At 46.0% G+C, this 17,175-nt stretch carries 13 protein-coding genes; 1 reads left to right on the top strand and 12 read right to left on the bottom strand.

Annotation, left to right across the window (positions count from 1 at the left end):
• Window positions 1–48: 48 nt before the first annotated feature.
• Window positions 49–1,083: a tRNA 2-selenouridine(34) synthase MnmH gene (mnmH, locus tag O6R05_RS03305; RefSeq protein ID WP_271192111.1), complete on the top strand. Its 1,035-nt coding sequence runs from the start codon at window positions 49–51 to the stop codon at window positions 1,081–1,083.
• Here mnmH and yqeB read toward each other — a convergent pair.
• The 12 genes from yqeB to ygeW form a co-directional block, all read right to left on the bottom strand.
• Window positions 1,060–1,863: a selenium-dependent molybdenum cofactor biosynthesis protein YqeB gene (gene yqeB, locus O6R05_RS03300; protein ID WP_271192110.1), complete on the bottom strand. Its 804-nt coding sequence runs from the start codon at window positions 1,861–1,863 to the stop codon at window positions 1,060–1,062. The genes mnmH and yqeB overlap by 24 nt on opposite strands.
• Entirely contained in the window at window positions 1,853–2,428 is a 576-nt protein-coding gene (locus tag O6R05_RS03295) for a nucleotidyltransferase family protein (RefSeq protein WP_271192109.1), read from the bottom strand. Before O6R05_RS03295 ends, yqeB begins: the two co-directional genes overlap by 11 nt.
• A complete protein-coding gene (gene yqeC, locus O6R05_RS03290) occupies window positions 2,415–3,131 on the bottom strand; it encodes a selenium cofactor biosynthesis protein YqeC (protein ID WP_271192108.1) in 717 nt (238 codons plus the stop codon). Before yqeC ends, O6R05_RS03295 begins: the two co-directional genes overlap by 14 nt.
• Window positions 3,118–5,745, bottom strand: a complete 2,628-nt coding sequence (xdh, locus tag O6R05_RS03285; protein ID WP_271192107.1) for a selenium-dependent xanthine dehydrogenase — start codon at window positions 5,743–5,745, stop codon at window positions 3,118–3,120. Before xdh ends, yqeC begins: the two co-directional genes overlap by 14 nt.
• A 5-nt stretch (window positions 5,746–5,750) precedes the next feature.
• Complete coding sequence (gene hydA, locus O6R05_RS03280) at window positions 5,751–7,118, bottom strand: dihydropyrimidinase (protein ID WP_271192106.1); 1,368 nt, start codon at window positions 7,116–7,118, stop codon at window positions 5,751–5,753.
• A 66-nt stretch (window positions 7,119–7,184) separates the two neighbouring features.
• A complete protein-coding gene (locus tag O6R05_RS03275) occupies window positions 7,185–8,558 on the bottom strand; it encodes a uracil-xanthine permease family protein (protein ID WP_271192105.1) in 1,374 nt (457 codons plus the stop codon).
• A 60-nt stretch (window positions 8,559–8,618) separates the two neighbouring features.
• Window positions 8,619–9,944, bottom strand: a complete 1,326-nt coding sequence (gene ssnA / locus O6R05_RS03270) for a putative aminohydrolase SsnA (protein ID WP_271192104.1) — start codon at window positions 9,942–9,944, stop codon at window positions 8,619–8,621.
• Between the two features lie 38 nt (window positions 9,945–9,982).
• Window positions 9,983–13,021 carry a putative selenate reductase subunit YgfK gene (gene ygfK, locus O6R05_RS03265; RefSeq protein ID WP_271192103.1) on the bottom strand — a complete coding sequence of 1,013 codons (3,039 nt, stop codon included), beginning with the start codon at window positions 13,019–13,021 and terminating at the stop codon, window positions 9,983–9,985.
• A 218-nt stretch (window positions 13,022–13,239) separates the two neighbouring features.
• Window positions 13,240–13,392, bottom strand: coding sequence for a hypothetical protein (locus tag O6R05_RS03260; protein WP_271192102.1), 153 nt, complete (start codon window positions 13,390–13,392; stop codon window positions 13,240–13,242).
• Window positions 13,393–13,408: 16 nt separating this feature from the next.
• On the bottom strand, window positions 13,409–14,341 hold the full coding sequence (arcC, locus tag O6R05_RS03255; protein WP_271192101.1) for a carbamate kinase: 933 nt from the start codon (window positions 14,339–14,341) through the stop codon (window positions 13,409–13,411).
• Window positions 14,342–14,616: 275 nt separating this feature from the next.
• Window positions 14,617–15,936: a YgeY family selenium metabolism-linked hydrolase gene (locus O6R05_RS03250; RefSeq protein ID WP_271192100.1), complete on the bottom strand. Its 1,320-nt coding sequence runs from the start codon at window positions 15,934–15,936 to the stop codon at window positions 14,617–14,619.
• A 21-nt stretch (window positions 15,937–15,957) separates the two neighbouring features.
• Window positions 15,958–17,157: a knotted carbamoyltransferase YgeW gene (gene ygeW / locus O6R05_RS03245; protein ID WP_271192099.1), complete on the bottom strand. Its 1,200-nt coding sequence runs from the start codon at window positions 17,155–17,157 to the stop codon at window positions 15,958–15,960.
• Window positions 17,158–17,175: the final 18 nt, after the last annotated feature.

Raw genomic sequence — 17,175 nt, 5'->3', positions numbered from 1 at the left:
TTTGCCCTTACAGCGTGCTATAATTAACCTATTGGAAAGGAATCTGCAATGAATTACGAAATTGATCCTAACACTCTAGAAGAGTATTTAAACCGACCCTCAACACAATTTGTCGATGTGCGCAGTCCGTCGGAATTTTCAACCGCCACCATCCCCGGCGCCGTCAACATCCCGCTCTTTAGTGATGAGGAGCGAGAGATGATCGGTTATACCTATGTACAAAAATCGACTTCCGAGGCCAAACGCCTTGGGGTGAGCATGGTAAGCCGCCGTCTGCCTGATATCTATGCCCGCATTGAAGCGTTGATGACGATCTATGATGATGTCATCCTCTTTTGCAGTCGCGGCGGCATGCGTTCCTGCACGCTCTTCGAACTCCTTCGGGCATTAAAACTTCCGATTAAACGCCTCAAAGGCGGATACAAAGGTTATCGCCATTTTATTTTAAATCATCTGGACGCCCTTACCCTAAGTTATAACTACATTGTGCTTTGGGGAATGACCGGCACAGGCAAAACGCAACTTCTTATGCGCTTGAAGGATGAAGGATATAATGTGCTCGACTTGGAAGGGCTTGCCAACCATCGAGGCTCCCTCCTGGGGCATATCGGTCTCGGCACTCAGCCGACTCAAAAACACTTTGAAAGCCTGATTTATGACGCATTGCACAGTATGCCGGAAGGTCCCGTCTTTGTAGAAAGTGAAAGTCGTAAGATCGGCAGCGTCAGTCTTCCTCAAGGTCTTGTCACGGCCATGGCTGAAAGTCCTTATATTGAAGTCACCGATACGCTGGAACACCGTGTTGAACGACTGCTTCTTACGTATCCGAAAGATCATGATGCCATAAAAAAAGCGCTGGAACTTATGTCTCCCTACATCGGTAAAGCTCCCGTATCGCGTTTGTTCAATGCCTTAGATAACAACGACTATGCTATGATTGCCACATATCTCATTGAAAACTATTACGATCGCAATTATAAGAGAGCCCTGAAACCCTTTGAGTTTACCGTGTCGTCATCCGATGAGAATACCGCTGTAGCCGCGTTGACGGCATATGCGTCACAACTGAAAAGCGCGTTGTAACATCAACAGCGCCTCTAATACACCACCGCCAATGGCTCGTGCTTTATCAGAGATGGTAGTCAGATTTTTCTTGTTCACACGCGGGTCTACATCGCCAACCTTCATGCCGTCTTTGACGTGACTTCCATGTCGAATCATGCCGCGAACCATGCCGTCAAGCTGTGAATAAATGGGCACGCCGTCCACCGTCGCCACCACATCACCTTTCTTTACTACAGCGCCTAAATCATGAATCACATCAATGGTACCGGTATTGGAGCTGCGCAGAATGCGCTCAGTGGTAAACCCTAAAATGTCCCCCGGATTGCCGGTGTTAGCTTCCGGTGCTCCCGAAAATATCAAACGCCCTAAATTATGTCCACGATTGGTTTCAATAACTACGTGGACATCTTTGCCTGCAATAAATCCCGGACCGAGGCCGATCACAATCTTCGCCATGTCTCGACGAGTCCCCAAATTTGTCTTGGCAAGGATGCCATCCACAACAGCAAGAGGTTTGAGCGCTTGAATAGATGCGCCGCTTTCATCGGCAATAATTGGAATACGACCCGCTGCCCAGACCGACTCCGCTTCACTGAGGTTGTCAATCCGCTGAATGCTTAAATCTTCCACCTGAAAAAAGCCAGTATACATAGCTTCAGCACAAGTGACGAAACGTCGAATGCACTGCGGTGCTTCCCGCTCCAGGACCAGCACCCGATAACCGGTGCGATGTAATTTTTGAATGGAGCCCGTGGCAATATCGCCGCCGCCACGGACAATCACAATATTATTTGTCATAAGTGTCCTTTAAATACCTATATGTGTCCAAAGTATCAATGTCTAAAAGTTCGCTTTCATCGGCAATATCCACACCTTGGACGTCCTCGTCCACAGTCAGAACCATGCCGCCCTGATCCCCGGTGAGGGCTTGAAGTTTCTCTCTATACTCCGGCGGAAAAATAACCGGTGCCCCTCTGCGCTGGTTCACAACCGGATAGGTGATAAGCGTGGTTTGCTCATACGCATCAATGAGTGCTTCAACAGTATTATGAGTAAGCAGCGGCTGATCGGCAACAAAAAAAATTAATCCGTTCTCAGGCTTTGCCGCTTCCACCCCCAGACGAATCGAAGCAGCTTTGCCTTCTGTCGGATTCTCATTTAAAACAGCAAGAAAACCTCGTGCTTTTGCCTCGTCTAAAATCTCTCGATATACGCTCACCACAATCACTTCATCCAACCTCAGACCTTCCATAAGGTCCAAAGTGATCTGATAGAGCTGTTTATTTTTGAAATCCAAAAAGAGTTTGTTCTCACCCATGCGTTGGGACAAACCGGATGCCATAATAATGCTAGTCAATGCCATAGTAGTCTCCTTTCAGTAACGATCCATAAGTCTTCGTAATAGACGCATCACTCAGCGCACTTAAAATGCGTAGTGCCCGACAGCGTGCCGCCTCACACTCCACCTGATTGATAAAAAGGATCTTAGATCCCCGGCTATTTTTAAAAATACCCCGGCGGTGCTGAATAATCTCACGATAGATGTTGCAGTCCACAGAACCGTTGCCAAAAGTTGCTACAAAGCCTTCGTAATTAAATATAAAATCCGCTTCAGCCTTACGTCCATAGGGCTGAATGGGAATAACACCAATAGTCTTCGTCGTCAGCGATGAAATGACAGGCTCGCCTTCCCGCCACATTTTTAAGGGCAAGTTGCGTGATCCGTCGGCTTCAATAAGGATGTAGTCGAAGTCCTTTGCCACCCTTTGAAGTACGTCATCTGACGGTGCAAGGAGCTTTCCTGTATCTGCATCCTCTACGCCCAAGACGACCCGCACGGTGTCTGCGCCTACAAAATAATAGTCGCTCAGATCGGTAAATCTATAGTCCGCCCGTTCTGTCGAAGGTGTGAAAATTTTGGTGGTGGTAGTGATCAAGACACGCCCACAAGTTTTTAACTCCTCAGATAGCGCGAAAAGCAATGTCGTCTTCCCGCCGGAACCGGTTATGGAGACAACATCGCCTTTCTCTATGCCAAAAAGTTCAACAAGACTATTTGACTTCATGGTTAAAAACTTTCTTCGGTTTGCTGTAAGCTGTATCCTTCATCGGGAACTCGGTGCGCAGCACACCGTCCAGTGCGTAATACGCCCCTTGAACTGCGGCGGCGATTGGAATGGTAGAAATTTCTCCAATACCTTTTGCGCCATATGCCAGATCCAAAAGCTCATTACGCTTTACAAAGATGGAGTGAATGCAAGGCACTTGATTTGCTTTAAAGAGACCTAAATTTGCAAACTTTGCCTTCACCTTGGAGCGATCAAGCTTAAAGTCTTCGGTGAGCGCATAGCCAAGGCCCATCACCACGCCGCCTTCAACCTGTCCTTCAATCATGGTCGGGTTGACAATTTGACCGGAGTCATGAGCCGCATAGACATCAGTAATCAAACCGTCATCATCCAAGACAACCACATGGGTGGCAAAACCATAGGTGATGTGAGATACCGGATTCGGTTTGGTGGATGTCAGAGGATCTGTCGGATCAAAGTATTCATAGAAAAATTCCTGACCGTCCAGTGCTTCCATAGTCTGGTCTTGCAACGCATCTTTTAACAGTTCACACGCCTTGCGTACGGCTTCGCCGCTGATAAGTGTTTGACGTGATCCGGAAGACGTCCCGGAGTCCGGCGATGTTTCCGTATTCGGCATCTCCACAATGACATGGTGTTGATCGAGTCCCAACGTTTCGCCGGCAATTTGAGACAGGACAGTGCGCACACCTTGTCCCATGCCCGATGCGGCACAGAAAATGTGAATGCTGTCTCCATCGACAACCACACGTGCACGACCTTTATCCGGAAGTCCAACCCCGACACCGACATTTTTCATCGCACAGGCAATCCCTACATGTCCCTTGTTTTGTTCGTAGACATCTTTGATCGCATCAAGTGTTTCGATGAGTGCGGTGGAACTGTCCGCAATTTGTCCGTTAGGCAAGACTTCGCCTGGACGAATGGCATTCTTATAGCGAATTTCCCAAGGTGAAATCCCCACTTTTTCAGCCAAGAGATTGATGTTAGACTCTATGGCGAAGTTGGATTGACACACCCCAAATCCACGAAATGCCCCTGCAGGCGGATTGTTGGTGTAATAACCAAAACCACGTATGTCAGTGTTTTCATAGTGGTATGGTCCCACAGAGTGTGTACATGCACGTTCCAAAACCGGTCCGCAAAGGGATGCATAGGCACCGGTATCAAAATTGATTTCACATTCCATAGCAAGAAAGTTGCCTTCTTCATCACAGCCCAGCTTGAATCTGCCTTCCATAGCATGGCGCTTCGGATGGAATTTCAACGATTCATCTCTGGTGAGTTTGATCTTGACAGGCACTTGGAACTTATAGGCGGCCAATGCAGCTAAATGCTGTACGGATACGTCCTCTTTGCCGCCAAAGCCGCCGCCGACTAATTTATTTTCCACCACGACGCGTTCAGGATGCTCTTGCCATCCGAACATGATCAGCGTTTCTTTCTGTGTATCATACACACTCTGATCCGAGGTGTAGATTTTTACGCCCTCTTTGTACGGATGGGCGAGTGCGCACTCCGGTTCCAAAAAGGCGTGTTCGGTAAATGGGGTCTTGTAGTGATTCTCCACCACATATTTACACTTCTTAAAGGCTTCCTCTGCATTGCCCCGACTGACATGACGCTGTTGACATAAATTACCGTTCGGATGAACTTTCGGCGCATCAGGTTGGCGTGCCTCTTCAATTGAAGAAACCGTCTCCAACTCTTCATAGTCAATCTCGACCAGTTTCTTTGCCGCTTCGAGAATCTCAGGTGTCTTGGCGACGACAAGACAGATGGCATCCCCTTCGGAGCGAGTTATTTGTCCCTCTTCAATAAACACGTCCCAATCCTGTTGAATGTGTCCTACCTTATTGTTCGGTACATCCTTCGCCGTCAATACACCCACGACACCGTCCAGCGCTGCCGCTTTGGATATATCCAGGGAAAGAATACGTGCCCGCGGATACTTCGAGCGAATGGCCGAGCCATAGGTCAAGCCTTCCATGTCCATATCATCACAGAACTCCCCTTGCCCCAGAACTTTGTCATCAGAATCCAGACGCAACAATCTTGAACCGACACGATTGTTATCATCAGTGTTCTCCAACTGACATTTCCCATTCAAAATGTCCGCAGCCATTTTAATACCTTTTATAATCTTCACATAGCCGGTACAACGGCAAATATTGCTCTTAATGCCTTCTTTAATTTCCTCTTCGCTTGGATCGGGATTGGCGCGTAAAACAGCTGCACCTGACATCACCATCCCCGGCGTACAGAACCCGCATTGTACGGCCCCGGCTTCTCCGAAGGCATAAACAAAAGCATCTTTTTCTCTTTGAGACAAGCCGTCCACGGTTAAGACTTCACTTGCAACTTTAGACAGCTTCACGGTACAGGAAGCTTTGCGTTGGTCCCCCACAAGGACAGTACACGTTCCACAAGCACCCTGACTGCAACCGTCTTTGACTGAGGTGATTTTTAAATCGTCTCTTAAAAATCGGAGTAAGGTCTTATCCGTGTAGGTAACATAGTCTTTGCCGTTAACACGCAGTTCAATAGGCTCGACGCCCTCTCGTTTTGGCCCAATTAACATTCTATCCATAAGCTTCAAAATCTCCTCTTTATAAATTGTCCCATACCGGCCTTGCCGTAGAAGTCGTGGCCGTCTTTAACAATAACACCGTGCGACACAACAGTGGTAACACGATACTGGGTCGTAAATCCTTCATAGCAGGTATAATCCACTCGAGAATGACGGTTATCCCGGGCAATCGTGTAAGGTGATACATCCACCAAAATCACATCTCCATCTGCACCCTCTTCTAAGCGTCCTTTCTGTGACATGCCAAAAATATCACTCGGATTGGTAGCAAGCACATCGACAAGCCGCTCCAGTGCGATGCCGCGTTTTAGTCCCTCAGTTAAGATGAGCTCTATGCGCTCCTCCACACCGGGCGCCCCACCCGGACACGTAAGAAAGTTATCTTTGTGTGGCAGTTTATCTCGTTCATAAAAGAATGGACAATGATCCGTGGCAATGACATCCACATCGCCATTTCGAACGCCGTCCCATAAGGCCCCTTGATCAGTAATTGTGCGAAGGGGCGGTGCCATAATATACTTGACACCTTCTTCATTGCCGCCGCTTGTGTACTTCGATTCATCCAGAAGCAAGTACTGTGTACACGTCTCGCAATAGAGATTTTTAACGCCTCTGCGACGGGCGGCTTTGATCTCCTCTAAACCTTCTTTGGTCGAGGTGTGAACAATATAGAGCTTCGGAAAGCCTGCGATGTCACTGAGATAAATGAGTCGATTGATAGCCTCCGCTTCGGTGACGTTAGGTCTGGTCTTCGCATGATAAATAGGATCCAAATGACCCGCCGTTTCAGCTTCGGCACGCAGCGCTCGGATAGCACCGTCATTTTCGCAGTGAACACAAACCACTGTGCCGGTTTCCTTCGCCTTTTTCAACACTCGAAGTATCGCATCATCTTCAAGCATGCCACCATAGGTGGTGTAAAGTTTTATCGACACAATCCCACTTTCAAACAGAGTGTCCAACTCCACCAAATGGGAGGGACTTGCTTCCTGCATAGCGCCGTGAAACGAATAATCGATGACCGCTTTGTCATGAGCAAGATCATGATAGTGGTCAATCATCTCCTGCAAACTGCTGCCGCGTTCTAAAAATCCAATGTGGTCTACAATCGTCGTAGTACCGCCGTTGGCCGCCGCCACAGTCCCGGTATAGAAATCATCAACTGCCACATACGCACCTAAGTCTAGGGACATATGCGTGTGAACATCCACTCCGCCCGGCAAAATCATCTGGCCTTTGGCATCCAAAACCTGAGCGTTACCTTGTGGTATCACATCAGCTATATGTGTAATTTTTCCGTCTTCAATGAGAAGATCTTTAGGGCAAAGCTCTGAATTGACCAACACCTTGCCGTTTTTTATCAGTAGTGCCATAGTGTTTCACCATTTAATATCTTGATTATGTAAAAGGCAGGCTAACGGCCTGCCTTTAATTTCAAATTATTTATTGTCCATTGCGCGTCGTTCAGCTTCTTCCTCTGCGATAGTTTTCTTTGGAAGGATCAAGTTAAGCACGAACACAACCAAGGTTGCCAGGACAACCGGAGATGATGTGAATACCATTCTGAACCATTCCGGGAACTGTGCAAGTGCTTCCGGTTTAAGCTGTACGATACCCATACCAAGTGCGATACCAAGACCTGTGATCGTAACATTACGACTGCTCATTTCATCAGAAGTAATAAGTTGCATGCCGCTCATGGTGATCTGTGCAAACACAGTAACCGTTGCGCCGCCGATAACAGCTTGCGGTACTGAAAGCATTAACGCACCAAACTTAGGAATAAAAGCTGCGATTAAGATCAGGCCTGCAGTGATCCCTAATGTGTAACGAGAGACGACTTTTGTCAGACTGACAATCCCAACATTTTGGCTGTAAGTTGCTGTTGGAAGACCCCCGATAACAGAACCAATGATGGAAGAAATACCGTTAGCTTTAATACCGCCTTCAAGTTCGTCACCGGTTGGAGTCCGTTTCAATCCGCCGGCAGTGGTGGAAGAAAGGTCACCTACCGCTTGAATAGAGTTAACTACAAACATAACGGACATGGTGATGACAGCATCGATTGGGAATTCCAACTTCCAAGGCATGATTTTTGGAATGGTAAACATGGCAGCTTCACTGATTCCTGAAAAATCAACGATCCCAAAAGCGACAGATGCAATATAACCTGCCACAATCCCTACCAAGATGGCTGCTAATTTAATAATGCCTTTGAAATACATATTACAGATAAGTACTACGGCCAAGGTTAAAAAGGCTACAATCCAATAAACCATATCGCCTTGTTTCGGGTTGCCGTTACCACCTGCCATGTAATTTAATGCTACAGAATAGAGGGATAACCCGATGGTAAGTACTACAGTACCGCTGACGATTGGTGGGAAATATTTATAGAGCCGTTTGATGTTCATCCCTACTAAGAACGCCACAATACCGCCGACAAGCTCAGCACCAAATACAGCTCCCAGGCCATACTTAACACCAATGCTGGTAAGTACCGGAATATATGCGAAAGATACACCCATGATGACAGGGAGTTTCGCACCGACTTTTAACACAGGATATAATTGCAAGAATGTTGCAATAGCTGCAATGAACATACCGGCTTGAATGAGATAAACCGCTTCATCCGGTGCCAGTGCATACGGTGTATTGGCAAGTTGTCCTGTCAATACGATAGCAGGTAATGTGTTACCGACAATCATCGCGAGTAAATGTTGAAATGCAATTGGTAATGCTTTGCCAAGTTCCGGCTTGCCGTCCAAGTCAAATAGTGAACGACTTTGGATTTTATTCTTATTTAAATCCATAAACTTTTCTCCTTAAATTTTATTTCGTCTCCATACACATTGAGACAAGGTTTTAAAACCTTACATACACTTCCAAATAGCTTTGACACGCTCAGAGGACTTTGCGTGAACTTCGGCTTGATCGACTTTCGTTATAATTTTATCTTTCATAACGACGTCGCCATTGATGATGGAATCATTGACCAGTCGACCGGTGAAGCCAAACAAACTATGTCCGCCCCAGTTATTGGCTGTAACCGGTGTGAACGGATTATAGTCTAAAGTGATAATGTCAGCATAAGCGCCCTTTTCTATGACACCTAAAGGACGATTGAAATAGCGGCTTACAATCTTAGGATTGTTCTTAAATTGCAGTTGCAGCGTCTCGCCAAAACCTTTGGTCGGATCACACGCATTGTGCGCCAAAAGGATATTGGCCACTTTCATAGACTCAAACATATCGTTGGTATATGCATCGGTACCCAATCCAACGGTAATGCCCTTCTCAAGCATTCTTAAAATAGGCGGACAACCGACAGCATTGTTCATGTTTGATTCCGGATTAAAAATGACCGGTGTATTGTGGTGTTTTAAGATGTCCATTTCCCGTTCATTGACATGGACGCCGTGTACTGCCAACGTGTTTTCGGTAATCATGCCGAAATCTTCAAAGCGTTCTACCACACGTTTACCATGGGTTTTGATGGTATCCCATTCATCTTCAATACCCTCCGCTACATGCACATGGTACCCGTCGTAGACGCCCGCCATGGCTTCTGCAGATTTGTTCAATGTGTCATCAGACAGTGTGAATGACGCGTGAAGACCGAAGAGACCTTTGAGCATATCGCCATGGTCGTCCTTTTGGCACGCTTTTATAAAGTCCACATTCTCCTTGATTTCCTTGTCTCGGATGTCCATGCCGTCACGGTCGGAAACTTCGTAGCACAATGAGGCTCGCATCCCTGTTTCCTTCGCTGCATCACCCAAGGCAAATAGAGACCCTTCTACAGAATTTGGACCGGAATGGTGATCAATGAGTGTCGTGACCCCCAGTTGAATCGATTCCATAAAGGTGGTGAGACCGTTCAGTTTTACATCCTCCAAAGTGAGTAGTCGGTCCAAGCGCCACCATTGATTTTCAAGGACATGGTAAAAATTGTCAGTCGGTTCAGATACGCCCATTCCCCGTGCATAGGTGGAATAGATGTGAGAGTGAGCACAGATCATACCCGGCATCACGACGCGTCCTTTTGCATCAAAAAGCTCATCATCGGAATACTTTGCCTTAAGCTCTGCGGTGGTACCTACCTCTTCAATGACATTGCCCTTGATATATACAGCACCATCATCGTAAAGCGTATTATCCTTATCGTTAGTAATAAGTCGTGCGTTGACTATAAGCATTGGTCACTCCTTTGTGAGAGGGGACATAGCCCCTCATATTAAAATACCTTATACGTTGGACTTACATAATGTGGATAATCTTCTTCAATGGCTGTAATAAAGCGTACAAGATTATCGCTCAACCGACCTTCATTCAGCTTGGTTTCCACGACATTGCCGTTTTCCATGCGCACTCGGTAAGTATCCTCGGAAATTTTGATAAAGCCGACGTTGGTTGAGTCTTCAAAGTCTTCATCTGTCCAGAATATGGTGAGCTTATCTTTATAAGGCTCGCCGGCATGCGGACAGAATACGCCACAGTTACCACACTCATTACACATACCGTCAATGTGAATGATTTGGTGTAGGTTGTCATAACCTTGAACCGCAATGGCAACGTTAGCACGATTTGGACATACTTCAGTACAAATCTCACAGATCTGATCACATTTTAAACACCGTGATCCCTCTTTGTGGCCTTCCAGCTTTTCTACAATGATGCCACGTTTTGCGTAGATGTCATCCACATCGGCTTCGAAAGTAAAACGCTCAAAGTCATTATCCAGGTTTTCTTTGGCTAAAATATCTAAGGCCACCCTTTTGGCATCACCCATAGCCTTAACAATCGTGGACGGACCGGCTTTGCAGTCTCCGATGAAGTAGACATTTTCCAAATTAGATTCCATAGTTGGAAGCAGTTTCAATCGACCACGCTCGTCCATATTCACGCCGTTCTCAGCAAAAGCTGTCGTATCCACCCGAGCTCCGGTCGCCCCAATGACGGTGTCGAACTCAAGCTCTAGCATCTCTCCGGTACCCTTCACAGAACGGCGACCGGATGCGTCAAAATCGCTTAACATCATTTTTTCACAACTTAAAATCTTGCCGTCATACTTATACGGCGCCGTTAACTCAAGAATTTCATGGCCTTCCGCTTTGACGTCGTTCACTTCTTCTTGAGTGGCCGGCATGTAGCTTTCAGTTCGACGATAAACCAAAGTGACTTTTTCTACGCCCGGTTGTCGTGCAGCAAGACGTGTGCAGTCCATTGCCACATCACCGGCACCGACGACCGCGACTGTTTTTCCCAGATCTAAGCCGTCTTCCATTCTAATGTGCCACAGAAAATCTAACGCGTCAACAATTTTCTCCTGTCCCTCTTTAACCGGAGAAAGTCCAGGTGCCCATGCACCGGTGGCCACAATCACATAATCGAAATCCTTCTTAAGATCGTCATACTTTTCTGTGACTTCCCGGTTGAATACAAACTTGACGCCTTGATTCACGGCAATCAGATAGTCTTTTTGAATATCCTCATCCGGGATTCTGAATTCTGGAATGATATGGCTCACAATACCATATGGTTTAGCCAGTTTTTCATAGACGGTGACATCGACCCCGTTGCGTCTCAAATAGGACGCTGCAGCAATCCCACCGGGACCTGCGCCGATGACTAACACTTTTTTGTCCGAAACCAAATCTGAAGGTTTGATGGCACTGACAAATTTTTCTTGAGCATGCTTTGCTGCAACTAGCTTCATATCCCTAATTTGCAGCGTCTTTTCATAATCCACACGAGTACAATGCTCTTGGCAATGGTGTGCGCAAATCATTCCGAGAATGGTCGGCGCGGTGTTGTCATTGCCGATGACTTTCATCGCTTCATCATAGCGTTCTTCGCTCACCAGTTTAAGGTATTCTGGAATTTGCTGTTCAATAGGACACCCGCCGTCTTTACATGGCGCTTTATAGCAATCGGTAAGCGGTAATGCTGAATCGGTCTTACGGGAAGCAACCTTTTCTCTGTAAAGCTTATTGTTTTTCCACTCGCCAATGACACGATCGCGGAGTGCGAGGATTTTTTCTACATCCACACCACGGTACGGCCTGTCGAGAAGATCTTCAGTAAGCTCTGCCAGTTGATTGAAACGAGCGTATCCACCCGGTTTGAGAATGGTAGTTGCCACAGTGATTGGTTGTCCGAGAGCTTCAAAAATATCTCGAATGTTAGTGGCATCTGCGCCTCCGGAGTATGACATTGGCAACTTGCCCTCAAACTTTTCTGACAGCATAGCTGCCATAGAAAGGGACAGCGGCAGCAATGAGCGTCCGGACATATACATTTCTTCTGAAGGCAATTCGTTGCGTTTGACATCAACCGGGAACGTATTGGTGAGTTTAACGCCAAAAGCCAGACCGTTCTTCTTAGCCAGAGCTAAGAGTCGCTCTATCATCACGACAGCGTCGGCATATTGCAAATCGTTGTTGAAGTGATGATCCGTAAAAGAAATGTAATCAAATCCCATGGAATCCAAAGTCTTTCTCGCATAGTCATAACCCAGCATGGTTGGGTTGCACTTGATGAACGTACTGATTTTCTTTTCATCGAGGAGATACGTTGCTATGGATTCAATTTCAGCTGCAGGACAGCCGTGAAGGGTGGATAGTGTAATAGAGTTGCAAACGGTTGTCGGAATAGCATCCAGATCTGCTTGAGTAAAGTGCTCAAATTGATCTAAATGATCGCGCAAGTAAGCTTTGCACTCCTTATAAATATCAGTATTTTCCGCATTTCTGAGAGATTCAATGTAAGTATCAATTTTCTTGGATTGGATACCTTCCAGGTCATAACCGACAGACATATTATAGGCAAAGTCTTTTTTGTCGGCCAATCCAAGTTCTTTCGCCAATACCTGAATGGCAAAGAAACCTTTAGTGTATTCAATAAAAGCTTGTTCTACCGTAAGTTCTGTGGACCACTCACAGTTGTAACATTCATCTTCAGCAGCGATACACGGCCGTGCAATAGCTTTTTGAATATCTTCCCCGTCGAGAACTTGCACCGTTTTTATTTCCATAAACCGTGCCCCCGCAAGATACGATGCCACTAAGTTTTGTGCAAGTTGTGATTGAGGTCCGGCTGCCGGTCCCACGGCAGAGGCAATGGTGTCGCCAAAAATAGTCGTCAACATTTTACCGGACTTATTTTTGTAGAAATTTTCTTTGCGTACGCCAAAAATTTTTCCTTCGTTTTTATATTCATTCAGTGACCATTCAATCAGTTTATCAAATGGAATGGATCGCATAAATTCGCTCATATTACCCCCTATAAGCTTTGTTAGCTCGCGCTCACGATGCCTGTCGTCCAAGTACGCCCTAAAGCTTCCAAACACGTCTTGACTCAACGTCTGTAATTATAATAAAGGATGCAGCACCCCAAAGCAGCCGTACCTACTGCATACAATGCCAGAAGGTTGAGATGTCGCTTCCCCTAATATGACAACCAAGGCACTTATCACCGTTATCAGTTAGAGTTTTAAGTCGCTTTTGCACTTCGCCCGAGTGCATAAGCGACCAACGCCGTCAGACCGAAGCGAGGTGCGAAGAGATTTAAAGTGACAATCGGATCACCAAGGCTAAAACCCATGTTGTGCCACGTGATACCGACAGACTTTCTATGTTGTCTCACTGCCTATACGGCGATATTACTCAATCCAGGTTCCCGTTAGGCCTTGAATAGCTTCGTCAGCTTTTTCAAGAGACGTGATGAGAGCTTTTCTGCCCGGTTTGGATTCAACAAACTTCATAGCAGCTTCCACTTTCGGCAACATGGAACCCGGTGCGAATTGACCGTCAGCAATATGTGTCTTGCATTCTTCAATAGACATGACACCGATGTCTTGCTGGTTGTCTTTACCGAAGTTAATGGCCACTTTTTCCACGGCAGTGAGAATGAGAAGTACATCAGCATCTACAAGTTCTGCTAATTTTTCTGTAGTGAAGTCCTTATCGATTACCGCAGGCACACCGACATAACCGTCTTCGTCTCGAACCACAGGAATCCCGCCGCCACCGCCGGCGATAACGACATTGCCTGCATCATAGAGTAAGGTGATGGCTTCTTTCTCTACAATATCTACAGGCTTTGGTGATGCGATGACGCGACGATAACCGCGCCCGGCATCTTCGACAAAGGTGTAGCCTGTTTTACGTTCAATGTCTTTGGCCTCGTCTTCAGAGTAGAATGAACCTATCGGCTTGGTCGGTTGTGAGAACGCAGGATCGTCTCTGTCCACCACGACTTGAGATACCAAGGTGACAATCGGAGTGGTGTTGCCTGCTGCATCAAAGGCATTGCGCAGGGCGTTTTGCAAGTGATAACCGATATAACCCTGACTCATAGCTCCGCATTCAGGAAATGGCATCTCAGGCACTTTGCTGTCATATTTATGGCCGGTTTCCATCGCCAGATTGATCATGCCGACTTGCGGTCCGTTGCCGTGGCTCACAATGATTTTATTGCCCTGTTCAACTAGGTTCAATAGGCTTTTTGCAGTGTGCTTCACTGCCGCTTTTTGTTCTTCCGGTGTATTTCCCAGTGCATTGCCGCCAAGGGCAATCACAATTTTTCTCTCCATTGGTCTTACCTCATCTTTATAGATTTAATTCAAGATTCAGTTTATGTCACGCTTACATGACATAAACTTCAATATTTTATATCACTTCTATCAATTGATTTTAGTGTCTAACTCATTCTTAAGACGCTTTGGTAACGCTATCACAAAGCTGAAATAAAAATTGAGTTATGTAAACAAGCAGGCCCTAAGCTATACGAGGATAGCTTAGGTCTTACTTGCACCAAGGACCTTTTACGTCAGTCCCCAATATATTGGTCAGTCATTAACCATAAAGCTTATTTAATATATTCTAGCGGCAGTACAGCGTAAGTTGCAGCACAAGTTACCAAGTCTTGTTTGAAAGTCACTTCGTTTGGAGCGTGCGCTTGATCTTCGGCTCCCGGGCCAAATCCAATGACAGGAATGCCATGACGACCCATAATAGCTACGCCGTTGGTAGAGAACGTCCATTTATCAGTTAAAGGCAATTGAGCACGTTTTGCCTGTTCTTTTTCTACCGGCGGTGCGATACGTTGATCCCCATAAAGGCCTTTATAGGCTCGTTCAAGGGCTTGCGTCACCTTGTGATCTTGTGGAATAACCCAAGTTGGGAAGTAACATTCCTGTTCATAGCTAAGACCGGTCCAAGATGGACGAGAATAGTGATACATCGTCACTTTAGCGTTGTGTTTTTTAGCTGCAGGAAGATCTTCAATTTCTTTAATGCAAGATTCCCACGTTTCACCCGCTGTCATACGACGGTCCAAAGATACTGCACAGGAGTCTGCAACCGCACAGCGAGACGGTGAAGTAAAGAAGATTTCCGATGTGGTCACAGTACCTCGACCGAGGAAGTTGGCTTCTTTGTATTCAGGATTATATTTTTCATCGAGCATTTTAACCAACCCTTTGATTTCAACCGAGTCATCAGCAGGGTTTTCATTGAGTTGTTCGATTTCTTTCAAAATTTCAGCCATCTTGTAGATTGCGTTGTCCCCACGTTCCGGTGCGGAACCATGGCAAGATACACCTTCCACTTCAACACGAATTTCCATACGGCCTCTTTGTCCGCGGTAAATTCCGCCGTCAGTCGGTTCGGTAGATACGACAAATTCCGGCTTAATATTTTGCTGCTCAATCATATACAACCAGCAGTTACCGTCACAATCTTCTTCTTGAACGGTACCGGTGACCAACACCCTGAACTTGTCATTTAAGAGACCAAGATCTTTCATAATCTTCGCACCGTAAACGGCCGATACAATACCGCCAAGTTGGTCCGAACCGCCACGGCCGCCAATAAGCGCGTCATCTTCAAACCCTTGGTAAGGATCAAAGTCCCAATTTTCAATATTCCCGATACCTACCGTATCGATATGTGCATCGTACGCAATTTGAGTCGCACCGGTTCCCATTTCCCCGAGGACGTTACCTTGAGGATCGATCCAAGCCTTGTCAAAGCCGAGTTTTTCCATCTCTTCTTTGATGCGATTTGATTTATCCCCCTCTTCACAGGACTCGCCTTTTTTTAAGATAAGATCTCTTAAAAAAGCGGTCATGTCGGCTTGATAGCTTTGTGCTTTTTCTTTTATGGCTTCGTAATTAATTTCTGACATTTTATCCGTCCTTTGCTCTACTTATTTATTTTTTTGGCGTTCTTTGGCATCTGCTACCAACTGTTTTAAAGTTTCAACAGGATTTTCAACCTTTTGAAGCAGAATCATCGCTGCGATAATATATGGTTTGAAGCTTGCTTCTTTGTATAGAGGCACTCTATAACGATCGAATACTGTAGCATCAACTTCACCGGTTTCACAAGACACGCCGGTAATGTCGGCAGGCAGGCAGTGCATATAAAGTGCTTTACCGTCTTTTGTCAACTTCATCATATCTTCTGTTGCAGCCCAATCCATATGTTGTTTGTTTTGTTCGAGAAGTTCTTTTTCGAGACGGTCAATGCCAGCTTGGTCGCCATTGCCGTAGAGTTCGGTTCTTTCTTCCATGGCTGCAAATGGTGCCCAGCTCTTAGGATATACAATGTCAGCATCTTTGAATGCTTCTTCCATGGAGTTGGTCTTTGTAAAGCTTCCGCCATAAGTCTTAGCATTGTCTTCTGCAATCTTTTCAATTTCAGGCATGATTTCATAGCCTTCAGGATGTGCCAGGACAACATCCATGCCGAAACGCGTGAAGAGTGCAGAGATACCTTGCGGTACGGAAAGCGGCTTGCCATAGGATGGCGAATAGGCCCAAGTCATAGCAACTTTTTTGCCTTTGAGGTTTTCTACGCCGCCAAATTCATGGATCACATGCAGCAAGTCGGCCATAGCTTGAGTTGGGTGATCTTCGTCACATTGCAGGTTGACAAGGGTAGGTCGTTGTTCAAGAACGCCGTCATCATAGCCTTCTTGTACATAAGAAGAGAAATCTTTCATGTACTTGTAGCCTTTGCCGATGTACATATCATCGCGAATGCCCACAACATCTGCCATAAAAGAAATCATATTGGCAGTTTCTTTTACTGTTTCACCGTGAGCTTGTTGCGATTTACCTTCATCCAAGTCTTGGACTTCAAGACCGAGCAAGTTACATGCGGAAGCAAAAGAAAAACGAGTGCGGGTGGAATTGTCACGGAAGAGAGAAATTCCCAGGCCGGAATCGAAAATTTTAGGCGAAATATTTTCTTCGCGCATAGCTCTCAGCGCATCCGCTACAGTGAAGATAGCTTGTAATTCTTCTTGTGATTTGTCCCAAGTGTGAAGAAAATCATCTTGGAATAAGTTTTTATAATCCAGTTTTTCAAGTTCGTTGATAATGTTGGTGATTTTTTCGCTCATAAATAGCCCTCCTAAAAT

It is taken from the genome of Peptoniphilus equinus (assembly GCF_027921445.1).
Classification (GTDB): Bacteria; Bacillota; Clostridia; order Tissierellales; family Peptoniphilaceae; genus Peptoniphilus; species Peptoniphilus equinus.
The sequence above is the reverse complement of the archived record's forward strand: the minus strand, read 5'-3'. Positions and strand labels throughout refer to the sequence as shown.

Bases quoted from the DNA above. Each gene is read 5' to 3' on its own strand.
- ygfK (WP_271192103.1), bottom strand. From the start codon at position 13,021: ATGAGCGAATTTATGCGATCCATTCCATTTGATAAACTGATTGAATGG.
- xdh (WP_271192107.1), bottom strand. From the start codon at position 5,745: ATGGATAGAATGTTAATTGGGCCAAAACGAGAGGGCGTCGAGCCTATT.
- O6R05_RS03250 (WP_271192100.1), bottom strand. From the start codon at position 15,936: ATGTCAGAAATTAATTACGAAGCCATAAAAGAAAAAGCACAAAGCTAT.
- mnmH (WP_271192111.1), top strand. From the start codon at position 49: ATGAATTACGAAATTGATCCTAACACTCTAGAAGAGTATTTAAACCGA.
- O6R05_RS03295 (WP_271192109.1), bottom strand. From the start codon at position 2,428: ATGGCATTGACTAGCATTATTATGGCATCCGGTTTGTCCCAACGCATG.
- yqeC (WP_271192108.1), bottom strand. From the start codon at position 3,131: ATGAAGTCAAATAGTCTTGTTGAACTTTTTGGCATAGAGAAAGGCGAT.
- ssnA (WP_271192104.1), bottom strand. From the start codon at position 9,944: ATGCTTATAGTCAACGCACGACTTATTACTAACGATAAGGATAATACG.
- arcC (WP_271192101.1), bottom strand. From the start codon at position 14,341: ATGGAGAGAAAAATTGTGATTGCCCTTGGCGGCAATGCACTGGGAAAT.
- O6R05_RS03275 (WP_271192105.1), bottom strand. From the start codon at position 8,558: ATGGATTTAAATAAGAATAAAATCCAAAGTCGTTCACTATTTGACTTG.
- yqeB (WP_271192110.1), bottom strand. From the start codon at position 1,863: ATGACAAATAATATTGTGATTGTCCGTGGCGGCGGCGATATTGCCACG.
- hydA (WP_271192106.1), bottom strand. From the start codon at position 7,118: ATGGCACTACTGATAAAAAACGGCAAGGTGTTGGTCAATTCAGAGCTT.
- ygeW (WP_271192099.1), bottom strand. From the start codon at position 17,157: ATGAGCGAAAAAATCACCAACATTATCAACGAACTTGAAAAACTGGAT.